Source organism: Nonomuraea sp. NPDC050202 (assembly GCF_040656115.1).
Taxonomy (GTDB): domain Bacteria; phylum Actinomycetota; class Actinomycetes; order Streptosporangiales; family Streptosporangiaceae; genus Nonomuraea.
The window spans coordinates 197,921-223,427 of the sequence record NZ_JBFALF010000014.1 but is presented as its reverse complement, the minus strand read 5'-3'; the positions used below and the strand labels follow the sequence as shown (position 1 = coordinate 223,427).

20 protein-coding genes and 1 tRNA gene are annotated in these 25,507 nt (G+C 70.6%); 3 read left to right on the top strand and 18 right to left on the bottom strand.

Annotated features, from left to right (window positions below; all coding sequences use genetic code 11):
- Positions 1-7: 7 nt before the first annotated feature.
- The 7 genes from AB0I79_RS32445 to AB0I79_RS32415 are packed head-to-tail and all read right to left on the bottom strand — an operon-like array spanning position 8 to position 8,381.
- Positions 8-1,240, bottom strand: a complete 1,233-nt coding sequence (locus AB0I79_RS32445) for an enolase C-terminal domain-like protein (protein WP_357881028.1) — start codon at positions 1,238-1,240, stop codon at positions 8-10.
- Positions 1,237-4,170: a hypothetical protein gene (locus AB0I79_RS32440; protein ID WP_357881026.1), complete on the bottom strand. Its 2,934-nt coding sequence runs from the start codon at positions 4,168-4,170 to the stop codon at positions 1,237-1,239. Before AB0I79_RS32440 ends, AB0I79_RS32445 begins: the two co-directional genes overlap by 4 nt.
- Positions 4,167-4,979 carry a carbohydrate ABC transporter permease gene (locus tag AB0I79_RS32435; RefSeq protein WP_357881024.1) on the bottom strand — a complete coding sequence of 271 codons (813 nt, stop codon included), beginning with the start codon at positions 4,977-4,979 and terminating at the stop codon, positions 4,167-4,169. Before AB0I79_RS32435 ends, AB0I79_RS32440 begins: the two co-directional genes overlap by 4 nt.
- Positions 4,976-5,827, bottom strand: coding sequence for a sugar ABC transporter permease (locus tag AB0I79_RS32430; protein ID WP_357881021.1), 852 nt, complete (start codon positions 5,825-5,827; stop codon positions 4,976-4,978). The genes AB0I79_RS32435 and AB0I79_RS32430 overlap by 4 nt, the downstream gene beginning before the upstream one ends.
- Entirely contained in the window at positions 5,824-7,074 is a 1,251-nt protein-coding gene (locus tag AB0I79_RS32425) for an ABC transporter substrate-binding protein (RefSeq protein ID WP_357881018.1), read from the bottom strand. Before AB0I79_RS32425 ends, AB0I79_RS32430 begins: the two co-directional genes overlap by 4 nt.
- Before the next feature lie 19 nt (positions 7,075-7,093).
- Positions 7,094-7,792, bottom strand: coding sequence for a FadR/GntR family transcriptional regulator (locus tag AB0I79_RS32420; protein WP_357881014.1), 699 nt, complete (start codon positions 7,790-7,792; stop codon positions 7,094-7,096).
- A gap of 34 nt (positions 7,793-7,826) precedes the next feature.
- Entirely contained in the window at positions 7,827-8,381 is a 555-nt protein-coding gene (locus AB0I79_RS32415) for a DUF305 domain-containing protein (protein WP_357881011.1), read from the bottom strand.
- A gap of 268 nt (positions 8,382-8,649) precedes the next feature.
- Here AB0I79_RS32415 and AB0I79_RS32410 point away from each other — a divergent pair, with 268 nt between their 5' ends.
- A complete protein-coding gene (locus tag AB0I79_RS32410) occupies positions 8,650-9,561 on the top strand; it encodes an LLM class flavin-dependent oxidoreductase (protein WP_357881008.1) in 912 nt (303 codons plus the stop codon).
- A gap of 230 nt (positions 9,562-9,791) precedes the next feature.
- Here AB0I79_RS32410 and AB0I79_RS32405 read toward each other — a convergent pair whose 3' ends face one another.
- Both AB0I79_RS32405 and AB0I79_RS32400 read right to left on the bottom strand, forming a co-directional pair.
- Positions 9,792-11,378: a sulfatase gene (locus AB0I79_RS32405; protein WP_357881006.1), complete on the bottom strand. Its 1,587-nt coding sequence runs from the start codon at positions 11,376-11,378 to the stop codon at positions 9,792-9,794.
- Positions 11,379-11,463: 85 nt separating this feature from the next.
- Positions 11,464-12,105 (bottom strand): class I SAM-dependent methyltransferase, encoded by a 642-nt coding sequence (locus AB0I79_RS32400; protein WP_357881003.1) that lies wholly within the window; start codon positions 12,103-12,105, stop codon positions 11,464-11,466.
- Positions 12,106-12,171: 66 nt separating this feature from the next.
- Here AB0I79_RS32400 and AB0I79_RS32395 point away from each other — a divergent pair, with 66 nt between their 5' ends.
- Together AB0I79_RS32395 and AB0I79_RS32390 are read left to right on the top strand one after the other, a co-directional pair.
- Positions 12,172-13,011, top strand: coding sequence for a helix-turn-helix domain-containing protein (locus AB0I79_RS32395; RefSeq protein WP_357881000.1), 840 nt, complete (start codon positions 12,172-12,174; stop codon positions 13,009-13,011).
- 67 nt (positions 13,012-13,078) lie between these two features.
- Positions 13,079-13,660: a dihydrofolate reductase family protein gene (locus AB0I79_RS32390; protein ID WP_357880997.1), complete on the top strand. Its 582-nt coding sequence runs from the start codon at positions 13,079-13,081 to the stop codon at positions 13,658-13,660.
- A 291-nt stretch (positions 13,661-13,951) separates the two neighbouring features.
- Here the strand turns inward: AB0I79_RS32390 and AB0I79_RS32385 are convergent.
- The 9 genes from AB0I79_RS32385 to topA form a co-directional block, all read right to left on the bottom strand.
- Positions 13,952-14,028: transfer RNA gene (locus tag AB0I79_RS32385), tRNA-Thr, on the bottom strand.
- Positions 14,029-14,085: 57 nt separating this feature from the next.
- Entirely contained in the window at positions 14,086-15,507 is a 1,422-nt protein-coding gene (locus AB0I79_RS32380; protein ID WP_357881166.1) for an alpha/beta hydrolase, read from the bottom strand.
- 238 nt (positions 15,508-15,745) lie between these two features.
- Positions 15,746-16,585, bottom strand: coding sequence for a regulatory iron-sulfur-containing complex subunit RicT (ricT, locus tag AB0I79_RS32375; RefSeq protein WP_357881163.1), 840 nt, complete (start codon positions 16,583-16,585; stop codon positions 15,746-15,748).
- 234 nt (positions 16,586-16,819) lie between these two features.
- On the bottom strand, positions 16,820-17,059 hold the full coding sequence (locus AB0I79_RS32370; protein WP_357880994.1) for a sigma factor: 240 nt from the start codon (positions 17,057-17,059) through the stop codon (positions 16,820-16,822).
- A gap of 230 nt (positions 17,060-17,289) precedes the next feature.
- Complete coding sequence (locus tag AB0I79_RS32365; protein WP_357880991.1) at positions 17,290-18,465, bottom strand: DNA polymerase III subunit delta'; 1,176 nt, start codon at positions 18,463-18,465, stop codon at positions 17,290-17,292.
- Between the two features lie 9 nt (positions 18,466-18,474).
- Entirely contained in the window at positions 18,475-20,517 is a 2,043-nt protein-coding gene (tmk, locus tag AB0I79_RS32360; protein WP_357880987.1) for a dTMP kinase, read from the bottom strand.
- Between the two features lie 141 nt (positions 20,518-20,658).
- A complete protein-coding gene (locus AB0I79_RS32355) occupies positions 20,659-21,216 on the bottom strand; it encodes a helix-turn-helix transcriptional regulator (protein ID WP_357880984.1) in 558 nt (185 codons plus the stop codon).
- 75 nt (positions 21,217-21,291) lie between these two features.
- On the bottom strand, positions 21,292-22,542 hold the full coding sequence (locus tag AB0I79_RS32350; RefSeq protein ID WP_357880981.1) for a metallophosphoesterase: 1,251 nt from the start codon (positions 22,540-22,542) through the stop codon (positions 21,292-21,294).
- Positions 22,543-22,728: 186 nt separating this feature from the next.
- Entirely contained in the window at positions 22,729-25,446 is a 2,718-nt protein-coding gene (topA, locus tag AB0I79_RS32345) for a type I DNA topoisomerase (protein WP_357880979.1), read from the bottom strand.
- Positions 25,447-25,507: the final 61 nt, after the last annotated feature.

Below are 25,507 nucleotides of genomic sequence, written 5' to 3'. Positions count from 1 at the left end.
AGACCAATTATGGTGTGACTTCGACAGACATGTCCGGATCGGCGAATCGCTCGTTGGGGACCGTGGCGTACCAGCCGGGCCGCCCGGGATCGCGATCGTACGGATAGCCCCCCGTCTCCCGGTAGAACTCGGCATAGCGGGCGACCCGCTCGGGGTCCAGCCGGACCCCCAGCCCTGGGCCTTCCGGCACGGCGATGGCGCCCTGCGCGTACGCCATCTTGCCGCCCTCGATCACGTCGTCCCTGAGCTGGTGGTAGTGCGCGTCGGCGGCGTAGGTCAGGTTCGGCAGCACCGCGCCCAGATGCAGCATGGTCGCGAGCTGGACGCCCAGCTCCCCCGACGAGTGCACGGCCACCCCGAGCTGGAACGTCTCGCACACCGCCGCCGCCTTCACGCACGGCCTGATCCCGCCCCAGAACGTCGTGTCCAGCAGCACCACGTCGGCGCCCCTGCGCAGCACGTTCGAGGCGAGCTGCTCGAAGTTGACCACGACCGTGTTGGTCGCCAGCGGCACCCTGACCTGCTCGCGCACGGCCCGCAGCCCTTCGAGCCCCCAGACCGGGTCCTCCAGGTAGTCGTTGTTCAGGTGCTCGATGGCGCGGCCGAAGCGCAGCCCCTCGGCCACCGACAGCACGGCGTTGGGGTCGTACCTGAGCCGGTCGCCGGGGAACGCCTCGGCCAGCGCCCGGTAGCACTCCAGCTCGTAGTCCGGCGGGAACACCCCGCCCTTGAGCTTGTGCACGGTGAACCCGTGCGCCTCCTTGAGAGTCCTGGTGTGCTCGACGAGCTGCTCCGGGGTGCGGATCTCGCCGTGGCCGCCGGCCGCGTACCGGAAGAACAGGTACGACGCGAACGGCACCGCGTCCCGCAGCCGCCCGCCGAGCAGGTCGCAGGCGGGCACCCCGAGGTGCTGCCCGATGAGGTCGAGGCAGGCGAACTCGATGGCGGCCAGGAGCTGCATGCGGTTGTTGTAGAGGGAGGCCGTCGGATTCGCGATCTTGAAGCGCAGCGCTTCGAGCTGGAACGGGTCGTGGCCCTCCAGGTACGGCTTGAGCGCCCGGAAGGCCGACTCCGCGCTCTCGCCCCCGCCTCCCATCTCCCCCAGCCCGACCAGCCCGTTGTCGGCCTCCACCTCGACGAGCGTGCGGACGAACCGGCCCCAGTGGGCGCCGTTGCTGTGCCGCAGCGGCGCCTCCAGCGGGACCGCGACCGTGGTGGCCCGGATGTCGGCGATCTTCACTGGCGCGTCCCCCTGACCACGGCCACCCCGCAGGCGGGCAGCGTCACCTCGGCTGTCTCGTGCCCCGGCCGCGACACCCTGACCTCGACCGGCTCGGCGGCCAGCGACTGAAGCCGCACGCCGTCCCAGCCCAGGGACGTGACCAGGACGTCAGGATGATCGACGCGGACGTACGTCTCCTCGCTCGCGGGGCTGTCGGTGATCAGCGCGCCGACGAACGGCTCGGTGAGCCCCGAGGCCGCCTCCGTCCCCAGCCGCCTGCCCACGGCGCCCGCCTGGGAGGTGACCGCGTACCGGAAGGTGGTCTCGCCCTGCTGCTGCGCGGGGAAGTTGGTGTCCCAGATGTTGTTGAGCGCCCACGAGTAGACGGTGCCGTCCTCCTGGTCGAGCGTCGGCGGGAACGGCGCGTACGGCATGTGGATGGTGCCGAGCTGCACCAGCGGCGCCTCCAGCGTGGCCCAGGCGACGGTCAGCTCGGGGTCCTCGAAGGCGACCCAGTGCCTGATCGGCAGCATGTACTCGGCCGAGCCCGGCACCCTGGGCACGTCGGGGCCGCCCACGCCGCCGGTCAGCTCCCAGGCCGTGGCCGGTCCCGCGGCGAACGGGAAGGCCAGGAAGACGGCCTCCTTGGCGGGCGTGCCCTGCTTGGCGAGCTGGTAGGTCAGGTCGAGGCGGGGCACGCCGTAGTGCAGCTCGATCGTGGTGCGGATCCAGTCGACGCCCTTGCCGCGCAGCTCCACGACCAGCTTCTCGCCGACGGCCGTGCGCCTGGCCTCCTTGATCGTGGCGTGGGTGCCGATGGCGCGGTCGCCGAGCAGGGTGCGGTCGTGCGCGCCCACGTGCCCCGACAGGTGGTTGAAGTGGGGGGCGGTGGCGTAGCGGTCGTAGACGTACTGGCCGAAGCCGGCCGCCGCGTCGCCGTTGACCAGCTCCCGGCCCGCCCGCTTGTCGAAGATCGAGGCGACGTACCCTTCGCGCACGTCGTACGCGACCCGGTAGAACTCGTTCTCGATCACCCCGCTCAGGTCGAGCTCGACCGGCTCCGGCGCCTGGCTCTCACCGGGAACGACGTCCACTCGTACATAGCCGTATCCGGAAATGTCAGGCACGACGGCGTGGATGTGCCGCCCGATCGGCCGGGTCGGCCAGTCGTCCGGGTCCACGAACTCCTCGTGGTGCGGCAGCGTCGCCCCCGTCCTGGCGTCCACCAGCGCGATCGGCACGTCCACGCCCACCACGTCCCTGGGCAGGAAGGCCCGCACGACGTCGGTGCGCGCCCGGGTGCCGGGGTTGAACACGGCGAACGAGGCCAGCGCGCCGCCCTCGACGCCCGACTCCGACAGCGCCGCGGCGAACCTGCGGATCCCGGCGTGCAGCAGGTCGGCGGCGTCGTCCTGGGCCGCGTACGCGCCGGACGACTTGCGTGTCCACTGCAGGCCGCCGGAGTCGCCCGCCTCCTCGGCGTCCTCCCACGGGTTGGCCGCGCCCCAGGTGTGCTCGTTGAACAGGGCGACCTTGTCGTAGGCGGCGTCCACCTGCTCGGTGGCGTCCACCCCGGCGAGCGTGTGCAGCGTCTCGGCCACGCGCAGCGCCGACTGCGCCCGGCGGACGTAGCCGAGGGGGCGCGCGCCGGAGCCGAGCCCGTCGGCCCACCAGTCGGTCCAGTCGCCCTCGTGCACGGCCAGCCGGTCGTGGTAACGCTCCTCGACGTGCTCGAAGAAGTCGCTGTTCACGGCCGAGCGCAGCCTCGGGTAGGCCCACTGCTCGTTCCACCGGCGGGCGATCGTCGCGGGCACGATCGACGGGCCCGCGTTGTCGGCGTGCGCGCCCTGCACGCGCAGGTGCAGCACGTCCAGTTCGTACGGCTCCTTCGGCGCGTCGGGCCCCTGCCAGCCGAACGTGCCGGGACCGTACGGGTAACCCCGCGTCGCCAGCGCGGACAGGTACCGCGGCAGCAGGTCGTCGGCCAGCTCGTAGGAGTCGGTGAGCCCGACCGTGTTGCCCTCCATGTACGCCATCCCGTGCGGCGTGTCGGTGAACCACACGAGGATCTCGTTCCCGCTCGGCGCCCGCCACCGGAACGGCCTGGTCAGCTTGTCGCCGCCGTGCAGGTAGGGCACCGACCGGCCGGCCCAGTTGTGCGCCGCCGCGAGATACCGCACGCCCGCCGCGCTGAGCGCGTCCACCAGCCCGACCACGGCCCCCGGCACGTCGGTGTGCATGGCCGACCTGGTGGCGAAGCCGTAGCGCTGTTCGAGCTGCGTGGTGAAGCGGAGCTGCCGGCGCAGCTCCTCGGTCGAGCACGCCTCGGTGTGGAGCTGGAACGGCAGCGCGGTCACCTCGATCGAGCCCGCCCTGGCCAGCGCCGCGAACGAGTCGACCATCTCCTTCGGCCGGTTGTCGAGCCACCTGAGCGCCGGCATCGACGACTCGACCGTCCACCGGAACTTCGCGTCGTCCGGCCAGGACGCGGTCTCCTCCGCCAGCCGCAGCGCCGCGTCGAGGTAGTCGAGATGGTGGCGCAGCACCGTGCCCTGCGGGTCGGTGTAACCGATGTCGAGATGCGAGTGGTGCACCACGAACACGTGCCACTTGCGCTGCGGTGTCACCGTGATCCGCGCGCTGCCGACCACCCCGGCGTCGTCGCGGCACTCCAGGGTCAGCACGCGCGGCTCGTCCACCTCTGGCACCAGCAGCGTCACGTCGCTGCCGGACGCGCTGTCCACGCCGACCAGCACGTGCGTCAGCGGCTCGGTGCTGGAGACCCTGACCGCCTGGCGGCCGTCGTGGGTGAACAGCGGCAGCACCGCGACCCGCACCTCCAGCCCGCGCACGCTGATCACGGGCGTCGAGGTGTCGTCGCGCAGCGCCTGCCTGATCCCGTCGTAGTCGGGGCTTCCCAGGCTGCGCTGGAGCAACCGGCTGGTCATTGAACACTCCCTAGAGAAAGGCCCCTGGCAAACAGGCGCTGGGTGGCGAGGAACAGCACGACCGTCGGCAGCGAGACCACCAGCCCCGCCGCCAGGCCGACGGGGACCGGGGTGCCGGCGTAGACGTCGGTCATGAGGCCCGCGATGGCCGTCATCACCGGCCGCACGTCCTCGGTCTGGGTGAGGGTGAGGCCGAAGACGAGGTCGTTCCAGATGAAGGTGAATTCCAGGATGAACACGGCCGTCAACGCAGAGAACGACATCGGCAGGTAGATGCGCCAGAAGACGCGGAAGGTCGAGGCGCCGTCCATGCGCGCGGCCTCGAAGATCGAGAAGGCGATGCCGGAGTAGAAGTTGCGCAGCACGAACGCGGCCAGCGGCACGTTGATCGCCGTGTAGACGAGGATCAGGCCGAGGCGGCTGTCGTACAGACCGGCGTCGCTGTAGCCGACGAAGAGCGGCACGAGCAGCATCTGCGAGGGGAAGACGGTGCCGCCGAAGATCAGCAGGAACCACCAGAACCCGTGCCGCAGCCGCAGCACCACGATCACGTACCCGGCCAGCGCCCCGATCAGCACGCCGAGCAGCGGCGAGACGACGCTGTAGAGCGCGGTGCTGGCCAGGCTGCCGCCGAGGTTCGCGCCGTCCACGGCCCGCGCGAAGTTCTCCAGCAGCGCGAAGTCGCCCGACGGCACCCACGCCGCGGCCGGGTCGTAGGCGTCCGCCGGCCGCGAGGCGTTGACCAGCAGCAGGTACGTCGGCCCGAGCCAGACCAGCCCGAGCAGGACGAGCACGGCACGCCTGATCATGCGGCCGTCACCTGCCTGCGCAGGTACAGGTACGACGCCAGCCCCGTCACGACGGTCAGCATCACCGCGACGGCCGAGCCGTAACCGTAGTCGCTGGCCACGAACGTCTCCTTGTACATGGTCACCGCCAGCGTCTCGGAGTTGCGCCCGGGGCCGCCCTGGGTCAGCACCCAGACGATGTCGAACGTCTTCAGGCTCGACACCAGCGCCAGCCCCACCACGACCGCCGTCAGCGGCCGCATGAGCGGCCAGATCACGTGCCGGAACAGCCGCCAGCCCGACGCCCCGTCCAGCCGCGCCGCCTCGATCGGCTCCCTCGGGATGGACTGCAGCCCCACCACGAACAGCAGCGTGTTCACGCCGAGCTGCTGCCACGTCCAGACCGCCAGCATCGCGAACGTGTTCGCCGGCGCCTCCTGCAGGAACGCGGTGTCCACGCCGATCAGCAGGTTCGCGATGCCGCCATGCGACAGGATCGGGCTCCACACCATGGCCAGCCCGGCACCGCTCAGCGCGTACGGCAGCATGAACGGCACCCGGTACCACGCGCCGCCCTTGATGTCGTACGACAGCACCGCCACCAGCAGCCCGAGCCCGACCGGCAGCACCATGGTGCCGATCACCCAGATCAGCGTGTTACGGGTCGAGGTGATCAGCGCCGCGTCGTCGAACAGCTCGGCGAAGTTGGCCAGGCCCACCCAGGCCGGCGACTCCAGGCCGTCGTAGCGGGTCAGGCTCAGGTACGCCGTCCACACGAACGGCGCGTACAGCAGCACCGCGACCAGCAGCGCCGCCGGCGCCACGTAGCCGTACCTGAACCTGCCGAGGATGGGAGCGGCGCGACTCACTGATGCGTGCTCCAGTACTCGTCCGCCGCCTTCTGGATCGTCTGCAGGACCTCCTGGTAGGTGCCGGGCTCGGTCACGAACTTGCTGAACCCGTCGAGCGCGGCGGTCAGGATCGGCGGCGGCGTCGCCTCGAAGTAGCGGTTGACCAGCCGGTACTTCCCGCTGCCCGCGTCCTTGGTGACCGCGCCGAGCACCTTGTCGTCGATCGTCACCTTCGGGTTGGCGCTGACGTCGCCCCGGCTCTTGGCCCACTTGTCCTGCGCCTCGGAGGTGGTCCACCACTTGAGGTACTTCATGCTGGCGTCGGGGTCGGCCGCCTTGGTGAGCGAGCACAGCGGCCCGCTCTCGAAGATCATGGACGTCTTGGGCAGCGCCGGGTTGACGTTCGGGATGACGAAGAAGTCGTAGTCGGCGCCGGCCTTCATGCTGCGCGTGGCCATGCTGGTGTTGAACCAGGTGCCGAACGAGACCATCGCCGCCTTGCCGGTCTTCAGCACGTCGCCGGGGTCGGTCTTGTCACCCGGGTTGATGAAGTAGCCGGCGTCGATGAGCTGCTTCCAGCGCTCCATCACCTGCACCACGCCGGGGTCGGTGTACTTGGCCTTGCCGGTGGACAGGCGGTCGTACAGGTCGGGGTCGGTGCCGGCCATGAGCTGCTCGAACCAGACGAACGAGAACAGCACGCTGGTGTGGTAGAAGGCCTTGACGCCGTTCTTCTTGAGCGTTTCGGCCGTCTTCACGAGGTCGTCCCAGGTCTGGGGCGGTTTCAGCTCGTACTGGTCGAAGATCTTCTTGTTGTAGAACATGCCCCAGTAGGCAACGTTCATCGGCACGCAGTACTGCTTGCCGCCGATCGTGTAGTACGGGGCGAGGTCCTGCGACAGGTCGCCCGCCTTGATCGCCTCCTGCCAGACGGCCGTGGTGTCGGCCACCTGCTTCTGCTTGACGATCTCCTCCAGCATCCCCCCGGTCTGCCAGGTGAACAGGTCGGGCTTGACGTTCGTGCGGAACGACGCCTTGATGAAGGCCTGGTACTGCGCCGAGTCCGTGTATCCCGTCGGCTTCATGCCCAGGCCGATGCTCTGCTTGGACAGGGCGCCCATCTCGTCGAAGTACTTGGTCCAGGCGCCCTTGTCGTTGTAGAGGGTCAGCTCGGTCTTCTTCTGGGGCGCTTCGGCGCCGTTGCCGCCGCAGGCGGCCAGGACGAGCGCCGCCACGCCGAGCGTGGCCACACGTGACCGGTACATGGGCCGGCCTCCTTGGTTCTCATCGGGGGGGTTGCATCCGGTGCTCGATCACCGTCTTCACATCCACCAGGTGGGCCCGCATGCGCTGCTCGGCCTGCGCCTCGTCACGCGCCTCGACGGCCTCCAGGATGGCCAGGTGCTCCTCGTGGTCGCGGCGGCGGTCGTCGAAGATCTGCAGGATCTCGCGCTGCTCCGGCCCGTGGACCGTGAGCAGCGAGTCGACGACCTCGTGCAGCACGCTGTTGCCCGCCATCCGGGCGGTGGCCCGGTGGAAGGTCATGTTCGCGTCGTGCAGCTCGGCGTCCTCGCCGCGCAGGTGCCTGCTCGCCTCGTCCAGCGCCTGCCTGAGCGCTGCGAGCTCGTCGCTGCCCGCGTGCCGGGCGGCCAGGGCGGCCAGCGGCGGCTCGATCAGGATCCGCGCGTCGAGCAGCTCCAGGAGCTGGGCGGCGTGGATCTCGCGCATGTTGGGGTTGGGCAGGACCAGCCGTTCGATGGCGGCGCCGACGTAGATGCCGGAGCCGTGCCGCAGCTCGATGGCCCCGGTGGCCTCCAGCCTGCGTAGCGCCTCGCGCAGGGTCGGGGTGGTGACGGCGAAGCGCTGGGAGAGCTCCCTGGTCGAGGGCAGCCTGTCGCCCGGCCGGTGCCCTCCCGTACGGATGAGCTCCAGCATGCGCTCGGTCAGAGCGTCGGAAAGCGTGGGCCGCGCTACCTCGGACATATCAAGTGATCTAATCACTTAATGGGCACGGCGTCTACGATTCTTCTCGCGCCGGCTCCTCCTTCTTGATGAGCTCCATCATCATGTCGATCTGGCCCTTGCGGGAGCTCTGCACCTGGGCCGCCCACTGCTGGACCGTCGGGTTCGCGCCGCCCGCCACCTCCGCGGCGGCCATCTGGACGGCGTCGTCCTGGTGGGCGATGAGCAGGTTGCACAGGTCGTACTCGAAGTTCCCGGACTTCCGCAGCGCCTGGATCTGCTTGGCGTCCGTCTCCGGCATGCCGCCGTGGTGGTCGTGGGCGCTGGTGGCGGGCGTGAGCGGCTGGTCCCAGGAGTGCAGCCAGCGCAGCATCATCTCGACCTCGCTCTGCTGGGTGCTCTCGATGGCCGCGGTCAGCGTCCTGAGCTCGGGGGTGGTGGCGCGGGACGTGCCCACCTTGGCGATCTCGATCCCCTGCCGGTGGTGCTGCACCATCATCTGGACGAACATCACGTCCTCGGCGTTGACCGGAGGCTCGTCGTTCGCCGCCTGGCCGCAGGCGGCGGCCACCAGGAGGCTCAGGCCCGCCAGGACACGTCTTCCGCGCACCGGCCCTCCTCAACTGTTAGGAAACCTTCCTAAGAGTTGACCACATCGACCGGCGACGCAAGGGCCGGCGGCCGGTTCTCACCCTACGATGGCGCCGTCCGGTATGGAGCTATTTGCGGAGAAAGGCGAACCGCCGTCCGGTGCCGCTCACAGCGGCCGCGTTCCATGGTGGTCGAGGTCATCCGGTGATGATCGTCCGTGACCCGCCTCGTTCGCCACGGGTTTCCGCCTTGACATCAACCTTGCTGGAGGTTGCACCATTGATCGCATGGAGAGCTTCGAGATCGGCGTCATCCTGCCCGGGGTCGCCGTACAGCGTCGGGACGGCCTCACCCTGGCCGAGGCCGCCAGGCACGCCGAGCGGGCCGGGCTCGACGGGGTCTGGCACGGCGATCACCTGGCGATCGGCGGGCCGGTGCTGGACGCGCCGATCGCCCTGGCCACCGCCGCCGCGGCCACCACCCGGATCAGGGTCGGCACCAGCGTGTTCATCCCCGCCATCCGGCCCCTGGCGTGGGCGGCCAAGCAGGTGGCGACCCTGCAGTACGTCTCGGGCGAGCGGCTCGTGCTGGGGGTCGGGTCCGGTGGCGGGCCCGCGCAGTGGGCGGCGGCCGGGGTGCCGTACGGGGAGCGGGGGCGGCGCACGGACACCGCCTTGGAGTTGCTGCCGCGGTTGCTGGCGGGCGAGCCTGTGCGGCTGCCCGAGGCCGTCGCCGCGGATACCGACCAGCCCGTTCAGCTCGCGCCCGCCGTCCCCATGCCGCCGGTGTGGGTCGGCAACGCCTCGGCGGCGGCGATCCGGCGGGCCGCCCGGCTCGGGGACGGCTGGTTCCCGTCCCTGATCTCGCCGCAGGAGGTCGCCCGCGGCCGGGTCAGGCTGGCCGAGCTGGCGGACGGGCACGGGCGGCCCGCACCCGTCATCGCCATCGGCGGGGCCGCCCACGTGGGTGGCGGGCCCGCCGCGCAGGCGGAGATCGCGTCCGGCATCAGCGGCGCCTACGGGCGGCCGCTGGAGGAGGTCGCCGGGATCCCGCTCACCGGGCAGCCGGAGGAGGTCGCCGAGAGGCTGGCCGAGTACCGCGCGGCCGGGGCGAGCCATGCGGTGATCGGCGTCTCGGGCGGTGACTGGCGGGCACAGGTGGACCTGCTGGCCGAGGCCAAAGACCTCTTGCGACGCTGATCTGCCCGGCCTCGGTCGCGGCGCCTGGCGGGCCCCGCCTCCGTCACGGATGCCGGGCGGGCCCCGCCCACGGTCGCGGCGCTGAGCGGCCCCGCCCAGCGCGGCCCCGCCCAACGCGACTGCGCCCCGCCCAACGCGACTGCGCCCCGCACGGTGCGGCTGCGCCCCGCACGGTGCGGCTGCGCCCCGCTCAGTGCAGCTGCGCCCCGCTCAGTGCGGCTGTGCCGCGCTCAGTGCAGCTGTGCCGCGCTCCAGCAGTCCACCGCGCCGGGCCTGCCGCACCCGGCCAGCCGGTCGAGCACCTCGGCCAGCTCGCCCGTCCTGGCGTTGTCCGGGTCGTTGGACTCCTGGTGCGGGTCGGTCACGGTGTCGTAGTACTCGGGCCGCGGATCACCCTCGTACTCGACGTACAACTCACCGGCCGTACGGACGGCGGCGTAGCTGGGCGGCCCCGGGTTCGCGGGCGCCTGCAGCTCGTCGGCGTCGGGATCCGGCTCACCGGCGGCGTCCGGATCCGGCCTGACGTGCTCGATCAGCGCCGCCTCGCGCCAGCCCTTCACCTTGTGCCCCTGGATGAGCGGCAGCAGGCTGCGCCCGTCACGCGGCTCGCCCCGGATCCCCGCCATGTCGAGGAAGGTGGCGAAGAGATCCACGTTCTGCGCGATGGCGTCGACGGCGAGATCGCCGTGCCGCCCCGCCGCCGGCCGCTTGACCAGCAGCGGCACCCGTACATCGTGGTCGTAGGCGGTGGACTTGCCACGCAGCAGCCTGTGCTGCCCGAGGTGGAACCCGTTATCGCTGGTGAACACCACATACGTGGTGCGCTGCTCCTCGGGGCTCAGCGCCGCGAGCACCCGCTCCACCATGTCGTCCACCGACTGCACCATGCGGATGCGATCCCGGAAATCCTTGCGCAGCTCCTTGATGGCGTTCGCCCCGATCGGCTCCCGCCGTACCCAGGAGGGCTTGTCAGCGGTGTCCTCGTTGAACGCCGGCAGCGTCGCGACGTCGATGCTCGTGCAGTCGGGCCTGCCGCAGTCGCCGTGCGGGAACTCCCCGGCGGGGAACTGGTTCTTCGGCCGGTCCCGCCGCGCCGGCGGGAAACGCGGCTCCTTGTCCCCGGCCTCGGCGCCGATCCTGGAATGCGGCGAGAACGGCGAGATCTGCAGGAAGAACGGCTCCCCTGGCGCGTACCGCCGTGACCTGTCGATGAAGTCCACGGCCCGCTGCCCGAGCTCGTCCGTCAGATACTTGCCACCGGAGGGATCGATCGGCTTCTCCTGTGCCGTCTCCTCCTTGATGTACCGGGTGAGCTGATACTTGAACTCGCTGTATCCGCCCCCGGCGGCCACGTGCCATTCATCCCACCCGACCGGCACGTGATAATCGGCCGGCACGGGATATTCGTTGATGTACTTGCCCAGGTAACCCGTGCGATAGCCGGCCTGGTCCAGGGCGGCGGCGTACGTCCGGCCCTCGTGTTTCCTGAACGCCTGATAACCGCCGCCGTCGCTGCCCTTGTTCGTGGCCACGCCCGTGTTGTGCGGGAACTGGCCGGTGAACATGGAGGCCCTGGACGGGCAGCAGAGCGAGTTGGAGACGTAGTAGTTGCCGAACGTCGTGCCGTCCTTGGCCAGGCCGCGCACAGCGTCCATGTACTGGAGCAACTCGGCCGACAGGTCGTCGACGAGGATGAAGACGATGTTCGGCCGCTTCGGCTTGCTCGCCGTCCCGGCCCCGGCCTGCGACGCCACGGAGGTCATGGCCAGGACGACGGCTAACGCCACCGCCACGGCCCTGCGCAGGTTCCCGATCACGTGACCAACCCCTTTGACCATGCTGGGAGATCGGAGTCGAGGAACGACGCTAATGCCCGCCCGAACACCTATCAAGGACTGTCTCTCAGGTTGCGCCGGGCTCACGGACGCGCCGCAACGTCAGGGACTGGAACCGGCTTTCATCGGCTCCCACGATGTGAAAGTCCACGATGTCGAAGGACGCGCGCGCGAATTCCTGAAGCTGCTCGTCACTGCGGAAGGAGAAGAACCGGGGAGGATCGTGGTCGTCCTCCTCGAAGAATCCCTCCTCCTGCAGAGGGCCCCCGCCGTACACCCCGACGAAGAACAGCCCGCCGGGCCGCATCAGCGTGTGGATCGTGTCCAGGACCGCCGGGAAATCGCTGTTGGGCACGTGCAGCAGGCAGTTGAGCGCGTACACCGCGTCGAAAGACCCGGGCGCGAAATCGAGCCCCAGAAAGTCCATGACATGGGCGTCGAGGCCCTTCTCCCGGCAGTGAGCCACCATGGCGGGCGACAGATCGACGGCGACGACCTCCAGCCCGTTCTCCTGGAAGTAGAGGCTGTCCTGGCCCGTGCCGGCGCCGACCTCCAGCAGCCGCCTGAACCCGTGCTCCTTGAGCCGGCCCAGGAACGCCTCGCGCTCCGCCAGCTTCCACGGGCTCTTGCCGCCGGCCTCACGCCGCTCCGCGCCACCGTCGTAGGCCGCTCGGAGTGCACCGATCACATCGTCGTAGCGCACGCTCATCGCGCCATGATGCCCCATTTCCACCGGCCTGGCGGCGGCGCTCGCGCATCGGTGATGCTGTGACACGTGGAGTACGTGTCCAGAGTGCCGCGGCCGCCGCTGGCCGGACTGATCGACGACCTCTACTACCTGGAGGGCGCGCCACCGTACCCCAGGCTGGCGTTGCCGCCGATGCCGTCGGCGCTCCTCGTCCTCAACCTCGGGGCGCCGTTCCACATCCGCGCCGGCGCCGGCGCCGAACCCACCGACTACGCCGACGGCTGCGTGGTCACCATGCCCACCCGCGCCCTCGAGTTCGGCTATCCCCCGACGACCCGGTCGGTCGGCGTGCACTTCAAGCCGTGGGGGCTGGCGCCGTTCCTGCCGATGCCGGCGGCCGAGCTGTGCGACCTGCCGGTGACGGTGGAGCAGGTCTGGGGCCGCGCCAGGGCCGCTGAGCTGCGAGAGCGGCTGGCCGCGGCGGCCGGGCCGGACGTCATGCTGACGCTGCTGGAGGACGAGCTGATGCGACGGCTCCGCGAGACCACCGGCCTGGGGCTGGTCCGCCACACGAGCAGCGTCATCGCGGCGACCACGGGAGCGGTGCCGATCGGCGACCTGAGCGTCTCGGCCGGCGTCAGCAGCACCCATCTGGCACAGCGGTTCAAGGAGCTCGTCGGCGTCACGCCGAAGCGGCTCGCCCGCACCTACCGCTTCGCCGCCACCGTGCTCGCGATCGACCCCGCCGGACCGGTCAACTGGGTCGACCTCGCCGCTCGTGCCGGCTACTTCGACCAGGCTCACTTCGGCCACGAGTTCCGCACGTTCACGGGGCTCACGCCGACCCGGTACGTCGACGTCCGGCGGCGGTTCCTGCGCGAGCACCCCGGCCACGCACTCGACGTCGGGCCGCTCCCGGCCGATTGATTTCTTACAAGAGCCGGCGGCTGCCCGCACGCCAGTATGGGGACTCCCCGAGCAGAGGAGAACGCCCATGGGCAAGGTCGTCATGTACAGCACGGTGTCGGTGGACGGCTTCATCGCGGACGAGAACGACCAGGTCGGACCGCTGTTCGACTGGATGTCCAGCGGCGACGTGCCGTTGGACGGGTCGGGGGACGTCAAGGTGTCACAGGCGTCCTACGACTACATCAGGCCGTACTGGGACGAGATCGGAGTGACGGTCGTCGGCCGCCACGTCTTCGACATGACGGACGGCTGGAACGGCAAGCCGCCGAGCGGGATCGCCCACATGGTCGTCGTGACGCACCGGCCGATGCCCGAGGGCTGGGACCCCGCAGCGCCGTTCCATTTCGTGGACGGCGTCGAGGCTGCCATGGCCAGGGCGCAGGAGCTCGCGGGCGACCGCACGGTCGAGGTCGCCGCCGGCGACGTCGGCGGCCAGGTGCTGGCCGCCGGGTTCGTCGACGAGGTCGCCATGGACGTGGCGCCCGTGGTGCTCGGGTCCGGCAAGCGCTACTTCGGGTCAGTCGACGCGCAGCACCTGCTGGAGGACGCCCACGTGGTGATCAAGGGCAACCGCGTGCTCCACCTGCGCTATCGGGTACGCCGATGACCGCCCCGAAGGGGGTGTGAGCCGAGGGACATCCGGTCTTGCCCCTGATCCGTTGACCGCGTGCTTCGCCGCGACGTGCGTTCCGATCACCAGACCGCTCACGGACGGCCGATCAGCCGCTGCTTCCTCCCCGTCTGCTCCGAGGCCCCGGTGACGCAGACGCCGACACTCACGCCGAAGCCTTCATCGACCACTCGGCCGGAGCGGTTCGTCGCGCAGAAAAAGAAGCGTGCACCTGTTCGCGGATGGACACGCAGAAGCCCTCCGATAAGTCTCGGAGGGCTTCTGAGCTGGAGCCGCCTTGGGGATTCGAACCCCAGACCCCTTCATTACGAGTGAAGTGCTCTGGCCGACTGAGCTAAGGCGGCGTGCGCTGTGCAGCTTGAAAGAGTCTACAGGAGCTCGGGCACTTCTCGCTCCATCGATCACCCGATGCCCGGACAGACCGCCCCATCCTCCGGTGCCACCCCCGCCACCAGATATTCCTCCACCACCTCGTCCACGCACCTCGACCCGCTGGAGTAGGCGGTGTGGCCATCGCCTCGGTACCTGAGCAGCACCCCCGACCCCAGCTCGCCGGCCAGCCTGCGGGCCCACGCGTACGGTGTGGCCGGGTCCCGTTCGGTGCCGATGACCAGGATCGGGGCGGCGCCCTTCGCCGTCAGGGGGCCGCGCGCCGGAGGGTGTGGCCAGTAGGCGCACGGCAGGGACGACCACACCAGGTACGGCCCGAATCGCGGCGCCCGCTCGCGCGCCGCCGCCGCGTTCCTTCCGTACGTCGCCGGCTGCCTCGGATGGGGGCCGTCCGCGCAGTTGACGGCCATGTTGGCCTCGGTCTCGTTGGAGTAGGTCCCGTCGTCGTGACGTCCGGTGAGCTGGTCGGCGTTGCGCAGCAGCAGCGCACCGTCACCCTGGAACGCGCGGCGCAGCGTCTCGGTCAGCTCCGGCCACAGGGCGCGGTCGTAGAGGGGGCCCAGCAGCCCGAGTACGGCCACCGCCTGCGTCACCCTCCGCCTCCCGTCGCCACGAAGCGGCCGCTCGTCCGCACGCCGGAGCAGGCCGCTCACCTCCTGCACCGCCCCGCCCACGGTGCGGCTCCTGAACGGGCAGCCTCCCGCCGCGAGGCAGTCCTCGGCGTACGCCCGCAGCGCCCGCTCGAACCCGGCCGCCTGCTCCACGCCGAGCCGCACCCGTGACCCGCCGGGGTCGAGCGCCCCGTCCAGCACCATGGCCCGCACGCGCGCAGGGAAGAGGCTCGCGTACACCGCCCCCAGTAACGTGCCGTACGACTTGCCGAGGTAGGTCAGCCTGCGCTCCCCCAGCGCCTGCCGCAGCAGGTCGAGGTCGCGCGCCACGTCCACGGTCCCGAGGTGCGGCAGCAGCCTGCCGGACCGCCTGCGGCACCCCTCCGCGAATCGCTTGGCCCCCTCCTCCAGCGCCAGCCGCTCCCCGGCCGTGTCGGGTGTGCCGTCGAGCGCGACGAACGCGTCCAGTTCCGCGTCGCTCAAACACTCGACGGGCGCCGACCTCCCGACTCCCCGCGGATCGAACCCCACGACGTCGAACCGCTTCCGTACCTCCGCCCCCAGTACGACCCGAGCAGCCCTCGCATACTCCACCCCGGAGGCCCCAGGCCCGCCCGGATTGACCACCAACGACCCGATCCGTTCCCCCGCACCACCACTGGCAGGCAACCGGATCACCGCGATCCCCACCTGCTCGCCGGGTCGCCGGTGTGCCAGCGGCACTCGCAAGGTCGCGCACTCGAAGCCGCCACCGCAGTCCGTCCAGGCCAGTGCGCCAACCGGCCGCCCGGCGCGCTCCGGCCCGCGCTCCAGGCCCGTCATCGCCATCGCCGTCGCCGTCGTCAGCACCCCGGCGACAGCAGCCGCCCGGCACCACCTGCCGCGCATCAACCGCGGCACGTCCTCGGCGAGCCCTTCCCGACCGCCTCAGTGGACGTCCACCTGCACCGGCTCGGCGCGGCCTGACGCTGCACCACCGCGCCCCCGAAGCCGGTACCGCAGTGGCACCTGCCCCACCTCCCGCTTGAACGCGGTGCTGAACTCCGATGCTGAGGGCGCGTTAGACCGCGTCTCCGCCCGTTTCGCCCCCATACGTCGAGTCGTACGCCTGCCGCGGCCCGCACACACTCGCCTTGGAGCACGAACACCTCCGCCCCCCGTCGTTGAGCCGCACCACCACGGAGTCGGACGGCACGTTGTGCCCCACGACCGTCCCACCCCCCTGCGGCGTCTCCACGCTCGCCCCGACCCGGGGAGCCGAGGCGCGGAACTCCTGGTAGAGCGGGTGCTCATACTTTAGGCAGCACATGAGCCGCCCGCACGCCCCCGCGATCCGCAGCGGGTTGACCGGCAGGTCCTGGTCCTTGGCCATGCGTACGGAGACCGGTTCGAAGTCCTTCAGGAACGTGGCGCAGCACAGGTCGCGCCCGCAGGGACCGATGCCGCCCTGGAGCCGCGCCTCGTCCCTCGGCCCGATCTGCCGCAGCTCGACCCTGGCCCGCAGGTTGCGGGCCAGGTCGCGCACCAGGGCGCGGAAGTCCACCCGGTGCGGCGCCGAGAAGTAGACGGTGTAGACGTTGTCCTGGTCGAGGTAGTCGATGCCGACGACCTTCATCGGCAGCGTGTGCCGCTTGATCAGCCGCTTGGACACGCTGCGCGCCTCGGCCCTGCGGCGTTTGTTCGACTCGTCCCGGGTCAGGTGCTCCTCGCCCGCCATCCCCGCGCACACCGGCAGCCCGTCGATGTCCTCGCTCGTGTACTGCGGCGCCCACACGCACTCCGCCACCTCCGAACCCGAGTCCGTCGGGACGAGCACCTTGTCGCCCACTTTGGGGCTGTGCTCGCCGGGATCGAGGTAGTAGAGCCTCCCGTAGCGGGTGAAGCTCACGGCCATGATCATTCCCATGGGCTCGAGCTCGCCTCCTGACGGCCTTGGGGGTACGTACGGCCTTCATTGCCAGATTACGTGGGTCCATGCGCCAGAAGTCAGGGGCGGGCGGGTGGATGTCACCCACCCGCGGGACAAACCACCCCATCCGGTAGCTGCAGTCCGAAATCGTTGTACAGGGCCGCCCGGTCGGCAACGCACTGGTTGCTCGTGACCTGGGCCACGCCTGGTTGCCGCTTCAGCACGTCAACCACCTCCGGCACCGCGGCGCACGTAGGTCAGGGCCTTGTCGGCATCGCGCAGCCTGGCCCGGCCGGCGTGCGTGCGCTCGAACGCCTCCTGCACGACGTCCTCCGCGGTGGCCTGGTCACCGACCATGAACAGGGCCAGCCGCACCAGGCCGACGTGGTGCTCGGCGAAGATCGACGCCACGTCGACCCGTTGCCGCGCGAGGTCTTCTTGCTGGGTGAGTAGTTCGACTTCCACATGACAGAGACGCCTCGCGGCCTCATCTGCTGCTCGGGTCACCCGATTATCTTCCGCTCGCTCGCACCCGGCCGGACACGGTTGTCCACAGTCTGTGGACAACCGTCAGGAGGCGCAGGCCCCCGGCGTCCGCGCACCGCCGAAGCGGTGGTCACGGGCCCTCAACCCGAGGGCAGGGCGACCCCGCCGTACATCCGCACCAGCGACCTCCACCAGACCGGGCGCCGCGGTCAGGATCGCAGCGACAGCATCATCGCCTCGACGGCCATCTGCGGATTGACGTTCGCCGCCAGCCGTTCCCGGCACTGCATGATCGCATCGATCCGCCGCAGCGTCTCCTCGGGTGTGGACGACTTGGCGAGCTGGTCCAGATCGAAGCGCAGATCGTCGTTGGCCAGCTCGACCCCGGCCGCCCCGAACTGCATGGCCAGCACATCGCGGTAGAACGACACGAGCTCCAGCAGCGCGGCGTCCAGCGAGTCGCGCTTGATCCGCGTGGCCCGCGACTTCTGCCGGTCCTCCAGCTCCTTCAGCGCCCCGGCCCCGCCGCGCACCAGCCCCCGGTTGAGCCCCTTGCCGCTGGACCCTTCGCCGTACAGCTTGCGCAGCTCCGAGGTCTCGCTGTCGTTGAGCACGGCGGTGGCGGCGGCGGCCTCCTCCTCGGCGGTCTTCACCAGCCGCTCGGCGGCGGACACGCATTCGCCGACGCCGGTCAGCGAGCGCGGGATGCTCAGCACCGCCTCCCGCCGCGCCCTGGTCCCCTCGTCCAGCGCCAGCGCGCGCGCCCGGCTGATGTGCCCCTGCGCGGCCCGCGCCGCGAACCTGGCGGTCTCCCACGGCACGCTGTCGCGGGTGGCCAGCACGTGGGCGACGGCCTCGGTGGCGGGGGTGGTGAGGGTGACCAGGCGGCAGCGCGACCTGATGGTGATCATCAGGTCGTCGGGCGCGGGCGCGCACAGCAGCCACACCGTACGCGGCGGAGGCTCCTCGATGGCCTTGAGCAGGGCGTTCGCGGCGGACTCCGTGGCCCGGTCGGCGTCTTCGAACAGGATGACCCGCCACCGCCCCTGCGTCGGCGCCCCGGCCGCGCGCAGGATCAGCTCGCGGGTCTGCTTGACGCTGTAGGACAGGCCCTCGGGGCGTACGGACTCCAGGTCGGGATGGGAGCCGATGAGCACCTGGTGGCACTGGTCGCAGTGGCCGCAGCCCCCGTCGGGGCACATCAGCGCGGCGGCGAAGGCCCGGGCGGCGGCCTCCCTGCCCGAGCCCGGCGGGCCGGTGAACAACCAGGCGTGCGTCATGCCGGCGCCGCGCCCGCCCGCGACGACCTCGCCGGCCGCCGCCGCGGCCCGCGACAGCACGGCTACCGCCTGGTCCTGCCCAACGAGGTCATCGAAAACCGTCACGGCACAAGGCTAGTCGCGGATGGCGGGCATCGTCCCCGTGATGTCCTCTGACTCCCGGGGCACCGGGTCGGGCAGGATCTCCCTGATCCGGTCCTGGATCTGCCGGGTGATCACGTCCTGCGGCTGCGTGCCGTCCACCACGAGGTACCGCTCGGGGGCGGACGCCGCCAGCGCGCGGAACTCCTTGCGCACCCGCTCGTGGAACTCCAGCGGCTCGGACTCGATCCGGTCGGCCGCCCCGCCCAGCCGGGTCAGCCCCACCTCGGGCGGCGTGTCGATGAGCACGGTCAGGTGCGGCACGAGCCCGCCCGTCGCCCAGGCGTTGATCTTGGACACGTCCTTGGGGTCGAGGGCCCGCCCGGCGCCCTGGTAGGCCAGCGACGAGTCGACGTACCGGTCGGTGATCACCAGCGAGCCCCGGTAGAGCGCCGGCCTGATCACCTTCTCCACGTGCTCGGCCCGGTCGGCGGCGTACAGCAGGGCCTCCGAACGCGCCGACAGCCCCCGCTCCGCCGCGTCGAGCAGGATCGCGCGCAACCGCATGCCAATCTTCGTCGAGCCGGGCTCGCGGGTCTGCACCACGTCGAAACCCTGGTCGCGCAGCCAGATGGCGATCAGCCGCGACTGGGTGGTCTTGCCCGACCCCTCGCCGCCCTCGAACGCCACGAACAGCCCGGGCACGTGCTCGGGCGCCTCGGCGGGGAACCGCTCGCCACGCACCGCAGCGATCAGGTCGGCCGCCAACGAGATGCCCTTCCTGTCGTCCATGTGCCGCAGCGCCAGCACGCCGACGCCCACCGCGAGCGCCCCGCCGATCACCAGCACCAGGTTGGTGCCGTCGAAACGGTAGCTGAACTCGCCCAGCGCCAGCACGTGCAGCCCGAAGATCGCGGCCAGCGGGTTGGCCAGGGAGACCACGAGCAGCAGCGTCACCCGCGCCGTCGACTGCAGGAACGAGAACGTCCGGCCCCGGATCGCATCCTCGACCTCCAGCCCGATCAGCGTGTACCCGATGATCCAGGCGATGCCCGCGCACGCCCCCAGCACCACGGTCAGCATGACCACGATCACCAGGTTGTGCACCAGCGCGATGGCGACCAGCACCAGCCCCGCCACGGTGATCGACAGCCCGAACAGCCGCCGCCGCGACAGCTCGCGCAGCAGCCTGAGCCCGAAGAACATGCCCAGCGCCATGCCGACGAAGACCGCGCCGAACACCACGCCGTAGGCCGCGTCGCCGCCGCCGAGCGCCGCCACGTAGACCTTGGCCACGCCGACCACGGCCCCGCCCGCGGCGAACGCCCCGAGCATGCCGATGACCAGGCCGCGCACCAGGCGGTCGCGGCCCACGAACCGCCAGCCCTCGACGACCTGCTTGAGCACGGAGGGGGTGGAGATCGCGCCGTCGCGCTTGGGGATGCCGCGCAGGGTGAAGATGAGGAAGGCCGACACGAGGTACGCGCAGGCGTTGACGACCAGCGCCAGCCCCGTCGCGTCGCGGCCCAGCGGGAACGGCACGATGCCGGCGATCAGGTCGCCCGCCACCGACAGCGCGGCGAAGAGCATGGCCGCGATGGGCGCGGTGCCGTACGTGACGAGCAGGTTGAGCTGGTTGGCCGACTCGAGCTGCGCCTTGGGCACCAGGTTGGGGACCGTGGCCTCCTTGGCCGGCACCCAGAACAGGTTCACGCACTCGACCAGGACGGTCGCGATGATGAGCCACTGGTAGCTGTCGACGAACGGGATCGACAGCACCACGGCGAACCTGGCCAGGTCGGCGCAGAACATCGTCAGCCGCCGGTCGAACCGGTCGGCGAACACGCCCGCCAGCGGCCCCAGCAGCACGGCCGGCAACATCTTGGCCACGAACACGCCGCCGACGGCCAGCGACTGCACCCGGTAGTCACCCTGCGTGAGGTTGCCCGCGAGCGCGGTCAGCGCCAGCAGGTTGAGCCAGTCGCCCAGGCTGCACACCGACATGGCCGTCCAGAGCCGGCGGAACGGCGCGTTGGCCAGCACATGGGCCGGGCGGCTTCGGCCAAGGGCAGTCATGATTTCAGCGTATCCAGGTGTTGACCGGAAGTGGGTGGACAAGAGACGAGCCGGATATTCCCGGCCGCTCGCGGCCGAGGGTATTACGTGTACGACCCCAAGCGCAGGTTACACACCTCGAATAGGCCCCCAAAAACATCATCAATTCATAACTCCGGACTCTTGCCGCGCCTCTTCCACCAATGGTTGCCACGCGCCCCTGATCTCGTCGGGAAGGACCAGCTCGTCCCACAGGTCGATGAGCAGCACGCCGTCGACGTGACCGAGCACCTCGCCGGGCCCGCCCCCGCACAGCAACGCGGTGTAGGCCGCCCGCCGCTCGTCGCGGTCGGACAGGTCGTAGACCCGCCCGCCGAGCCGCAGCGCGCCCAGCGCCGCCGCCACCGGCAGCCGCCGCAACCGGCTGGGCACGTGGAACGCCCGCCCGTCAGCGCACGTGTGGGCCGCGCACTCGACCTTGGCCTCCAGCACCAGCCTGAACCCGGCCGCGTCGAGGATGCGCCCCGCGGTCTCCAGCGTCGGCGACTTCCTGCCGTGCTCGTAGGCCGACAACGTCGTGCGCGACGTGCCGCTCACGCTGGCCAGCGCCTTCTGGTTGAGGCTCGCGGCATGCCTGGCCTGCCTGAACAGCAGCCCGCCGCGCCTGGCCCAGAGGGCGACCTCCTGGCCCAGCACCCGCTCCACAGGCGACGAGACCACGAACCACCTCCGCAAAGTATCCGGGCGGATACTCTACGCCATCATGGCATCGCGTGACCACCGGATTACCAGAAGTCAGGCACGCAATTCCAGCATGGTGATCTCGGGCGGCGCCCCGACGCGCACCGGAGGCCCCCAGAAGCCCGCGCCCCTGGTCACGTACACCTGCGTGCCGCCCACCGTGGCCAGCCCCGACACCACCGGCTGCTGCAACCCCACCACCAAGTTGAACGGCGCGATCTGCCCGCCGTGCGTGTGCCCGGAGAGCTGCAGGTCGACGCCGTGCTCGGCCGCCTGGTCCACCTGGATCGGCTGGTGCGCGAGCAGCACCGTGGAGCGGCTGGTGTCGCGCCCGCCGAGCGCCTTGCCGAAGTCCGGGCCGTCGCCGCCGGCGGCGCCGCCGACGTCGTTCACGCCCGCCAGGTCGAGCACGGCGCCCTGATGGCCGATCTCCACGCGCTCGTTCCGCAGGGAGCGTACGCCGAGCTCCTTCAGCTCCTCGATCCACTCGCCGGGGCCCTCGGCCGTGAAGTACTCGTGGTTACCGGTCACGAAATAGGCCCCGTAGCGGGACTCGAGGTTCCGCAGCGGCCGCGCCAGCGCCCCGAGCTGGGCCACCGTCCCGTCCACCAGGTCGCCCACGATCGCCACCACGTCGGCCTCGAGCCCGTTGATCATCCGGACGATCCGCTCGGTGTGCCCGATGCCCGTGAGCGGCCCCAGGTGAATGTCGCTCACCACGGCGAACCGCAGGCCGCTCAGCCGCGGGTCCAGCTTCGGCAGCGTGACCCTGACCGGCTCGATCACCGGGTCGCCCAGCGCGCTCGACATGCCGTACCCGACCGTGCCCAGCGCGCTCACCCCGGCGATGGCGGCGGTGGTCCGCCCGAGGAAGAGCCGCCTGCTCATGGCGGGGCTCTCCGCGGGCCGAAGCGGCGCCTCCGCCGGGGGCGCCGCCTCGGCGGGCGCCGCCGCACCCACCGGCACGGCGACCGGCTCCGGCTCGGGCTCCGGCTCGGCCGCCCGTTCCCGCCGCTCGGCCCGGCGCAGGAACGCCGCCGCCACCGCCCTCGGCACCTCCAGCACCACGAGGATGACGACCAGGTAGAACATCACCGCCAGCCAGATGTAACCCGGCCAGGCCACCCAGCTCTCCAGCCCCATCCTCGTGCCCACGAACGTCGTCACGAGCACCGCGAGCAGCGCGACCAGACTCCAGGTCAGCGTCTTGCGCAGCCGCCCCGGGCGGGTCGTGCGACGCACCAGCCGATGCCACAGGTACCAGTGCGCCAGCAACACCAGCGCCACGAAGATCAGGACGAACACACCTCGATGCTACTTCCGGAAAACCCGGAAACAGCGCATGCGTCCCAGTTCACGGCGTGATCACGGACACCCTGCGACACGGGCACCCCTACGAAGCGGGCACCCTGCGACACGGGCACCCCTACGAAGCGGGCACCCTGCGACACGGGCACCCCTACGAAGCGGGCACCCTGCGACACGGGCACCCTACGACTTCGTCGCGGGCTTCTTCGCCGGAGCCTTCTTCGCGGGCGCCTTCCTCGTGGTGCTCTTCGTGGTGCTCTTCGTGGTGGCCTTCTTGGGCGCGGGCGCCCGCTCACGCCGCTCGGCCAGCAGCTCCGCCGCCCGCTCGATCGTGATGTCCTCGACCGTGTCGCCCTTGCGCAGCGACGCGTTCGTCTCGCCGTCGGTCACGTACGGCCCGAACCGCCCCTCCTTGACCACGACGGGCTTCTTGGAGTTGGGGTCGTCGCCCAGCTCGCGCAGCGGCGCCGCGGCCGCGGCCCGGCCCCGCCCGCGCTGCTTGGGCTGCGCGAACAGATCCTTGGCCTGCTCGATCGTGACCGTCAGCAGATCGTCCTCCGTGGCCAGCGACCGGGAGTCGGTGCCCTTCTTCAGGTACGGCCCGAACTTCCCGTTGTGGGCGACGACCTCCTCGCCCTCCAGCTCGCCCACCACCCGCGGGATCGACAGCAGCCTGAGCGCGTCGTCCAGCGTGATCGTGTCCAGCGACATGGACTTGAACAGCGAGCTCGTCCGCGGCTTCGGCGCGTCGGCCTTCTTCGTACGCCGCTTCGGAGCCTCCTCGTCGGCCGCCGGCTCGGGCAGGACCTCCGTCACGTACGGCCCGTACCGCCCGTCCTTGGCCACGATCATGTGCCCGGTCACCGGGTCGTGCCCGAGCTGCCGGTCGCCGGTCGGCCGCGAGAACAGCTCCTCGGCCTTCTCCGCCGTCAGCTCGTCGGGCGTCATGTCCTCGGGCACGTTGACCCGCGCGCCGTCCCTGTCGAGGTACGGCCCGTACCGCCCGACCCGCAGCACGATGTCCGTGCCCTTGACCGGGAAAGAGCTGATCTCCTTGGCGTCGATGTCACCCAGGTCGGTGACCATCTCCTTCAGGCCCTCGTCGCCGTCGGCCCCGTAGTAGAAGCGCTGCAGCTCGGGCACCCGCTCCGCCCGGTCGTTGGCGATGTCGTCGAGCACCTTCTCCATCTCGGCCGTGAAGTCGTAGTCGACCAGGTTCCCGAAATGCTGCTCCAGCAGGTTGACCACGGCGAACGCCAGGAACGACGGCACCAGCGCCGTGCCCTTCTTGAACACGTAGCCGCGGTCGAGGATGGTGCCGATGATCGAGGCGTACGTCGAAGGCCGCCCGATCTCCCGATCCTCCAGCTCCTTGACCAGCGACGCCTCGGTGTAACGCGCGGGCGGCTTGGTCGAGTGACCGGCCACGTCGAGCCGCGTCACGCTGAGCGCGTCGCCCTCCGCCAGGTTCGGCAGCCGCTTCTCGGAGTCGTCGCGGTCGGTGGCGGGATCGTCGGCCCCCTCCACGTACGCCTTCAGGAACCCGTAGAAGGTGATCGTCCGCCCGGACGCGCTGAACTCGACGTCCTCGCCGGCCGCCGACCTGCCGCCCACCTTCACGGTGACCGACTCGCCGACCGCGTCCTTCATCTGCGAGGACACGGTGCGCTGCCAGATCAGCTCGTACAGCCGGAACATGTCGCCCGACAGCCCGGTCTCGCCCGGCGTGCGGAACTCCTCGCCCGACGGCCTGATCGCCTCGTGCGCCTCCTGCGCGCTCTTCACCTTGCTGGCGTAGACGCGGGGCTTGTCCGGCACGTACGAGGCGCCGTACAGCTTGATGGCCTGCGACCGCGCGGCCGCCACCGCCGTCTCCGACAGCGTGATGCTGTCGGTACGCATGTAGGTGATGAACCCGTTCTCGTAGAGCCGCTGCGCGACCTGCATCGTGTACTTGGCGGAGAACCCCAGCTTCCGGCTGGCCTCCTGCTGCAGCGTGGTCGTCCGGAACGGCGCGTACGGCTTGCGCGTGTACGGCTTGCGCTCCACGGACTTGACCGCGAACGAGACCCCCTGCAACCGCCCGGCCAGCTCGCCCGCGGCGGCCTCCGACAGGTGCAGCACGTCGGCGCCGCTCTTGAGCTGCCCCGTGCTGGCGAAGTCGCGCCCCTGCGCCACCCGCTTGCCGTCGACCACGGTCAGCGTGGCGGTGAAGTCGCGCGGGCGCTCCTCCGGCTTGTTCGTGTCGAACAGCGCCTGCAGGTCCCAGTAGTGGGCGGCCGTGAACGCGATGCGCTCCCGCTCGCGCTCCACCACCAGCCGCGTCGCCACCGACTGCACCCGGCCGGCCGACAGCTTCGGCTTGACCTTCTTCCACAGGACGGGGCTGACCTCGTAGCCGTAGAGCCGGTCGAGGATGCGCCGCGTCTCCTGGGCGTCGACCAGGCGGAGGTTGAGGTCACGCGGGTTGGCCACGGCGTCCCTGATCGCCTGCGGGGTGATCTCGTGGAACACCATGCGGTGCACGGGCACCTTGGGCTTGAGCACCTCGCGCAGGTGCCAGGCGATGGCCTCGCCCTCGCGGTCCTCGTCAGTGGCCAGATAGAGCTCGTCGGCGTCCTTGAGCAGCTGCCGCAGCTTGGCGACCTGCGCGCGCTTGTCGTGGTTGACGACGTACAGCGGCTCGAACCCACTCTCGACGTTCACCCCGAGGCGGGCCCATGGGGCTCCCTTGAACTTCTCGGGGATGTCGTCGGCCCTCTCCGGCAGGTCGCGGATGTGGCCGATGCTCGATTCGACGATGTAGCCGCGCCCGAGGTACCCGGCGATGGTCTTCGCCTTGGCCGGCGACTCGACGATCACCAGGCGTGTTCCGCCGGCGCTGCCGTTCTTGGCTGGCACGCTGCTTCCTACCTCGCTGTTCGCTTGCAAATCCCCCTGCCGGGAGTCGGCACAGACTGAA

Coding starts and splice junctions, on each gene's coding strand:
- AB0I79_RS32435 (WP_357881024.1), bottom strand. CDS start 4,979: ATGATCAGGCGTGCCGTGCTCGTCCTGCTCGGGCTGGTCTGGCTCGGG.
- tmk (WP_357880987.1), bottom strand. CDS start 20,517: ATGACTGCCCTTGGCCGAAGCCGCCCGGCCCATGTGCTGGCCAACGCG.
- AB0I79_RS32440 (WP_357881026.1), bottom strand. CDS start 4,170: ATGACCAGCCGGTTGCTCCAGCGCAGCCTGGGAAGCCCCGACTACGAC.
- AB0I79_RS32425 (WP_357881018.1), bottom strand. CDS start 7,074: ATGTACCGGTCACGTGTGGCCACGCTCGGCGTGGCGGCGCTCGTCCTG.
- AB0I79_RS32420 (WP_357881014.1), bottom strand. CDS start 7,792: ATGTCCGAGGTAGCGCGGCCCACGCTTTCCGACGCTCTGACCGAGCGC.
- AB0I79_RS32390 (WP_357880997.1), top strand. CDS start 13,079: ATGGGCAAGGTCGTCATGTACAGCACGGTGTCGGTGGACGGCTTCATC.
- AB0I79_RS32380 (WP_357881166.1), bottom strand. CDS start 15,507: ATGACGGGCCTGGAGCGCGGGCCGGAGCGCGCCGGGCGGCCGGTTGGC.
- AB0I79_RS32400 (WP_357881003.1), bottom strand. CDS start 12,105: ATGAGCGTGCGCTACGACGATGTGATCGGTGCACTCCGAGCGGCCTAC.
- ricT (WP_357881163.1), bottom strand. CDS start 16,585: ATGATCATGGCCGTGAGCTTCACCCGCTACGGGAGGCTCTACTACCTC.
- AB0I79_RS32410 (WP_357881008.1), top strand. CDS start 8,650: ATGGAGAGCTTCGAGATCGGCGTCATCCTGCCCGGGGTCGCCGTACAG.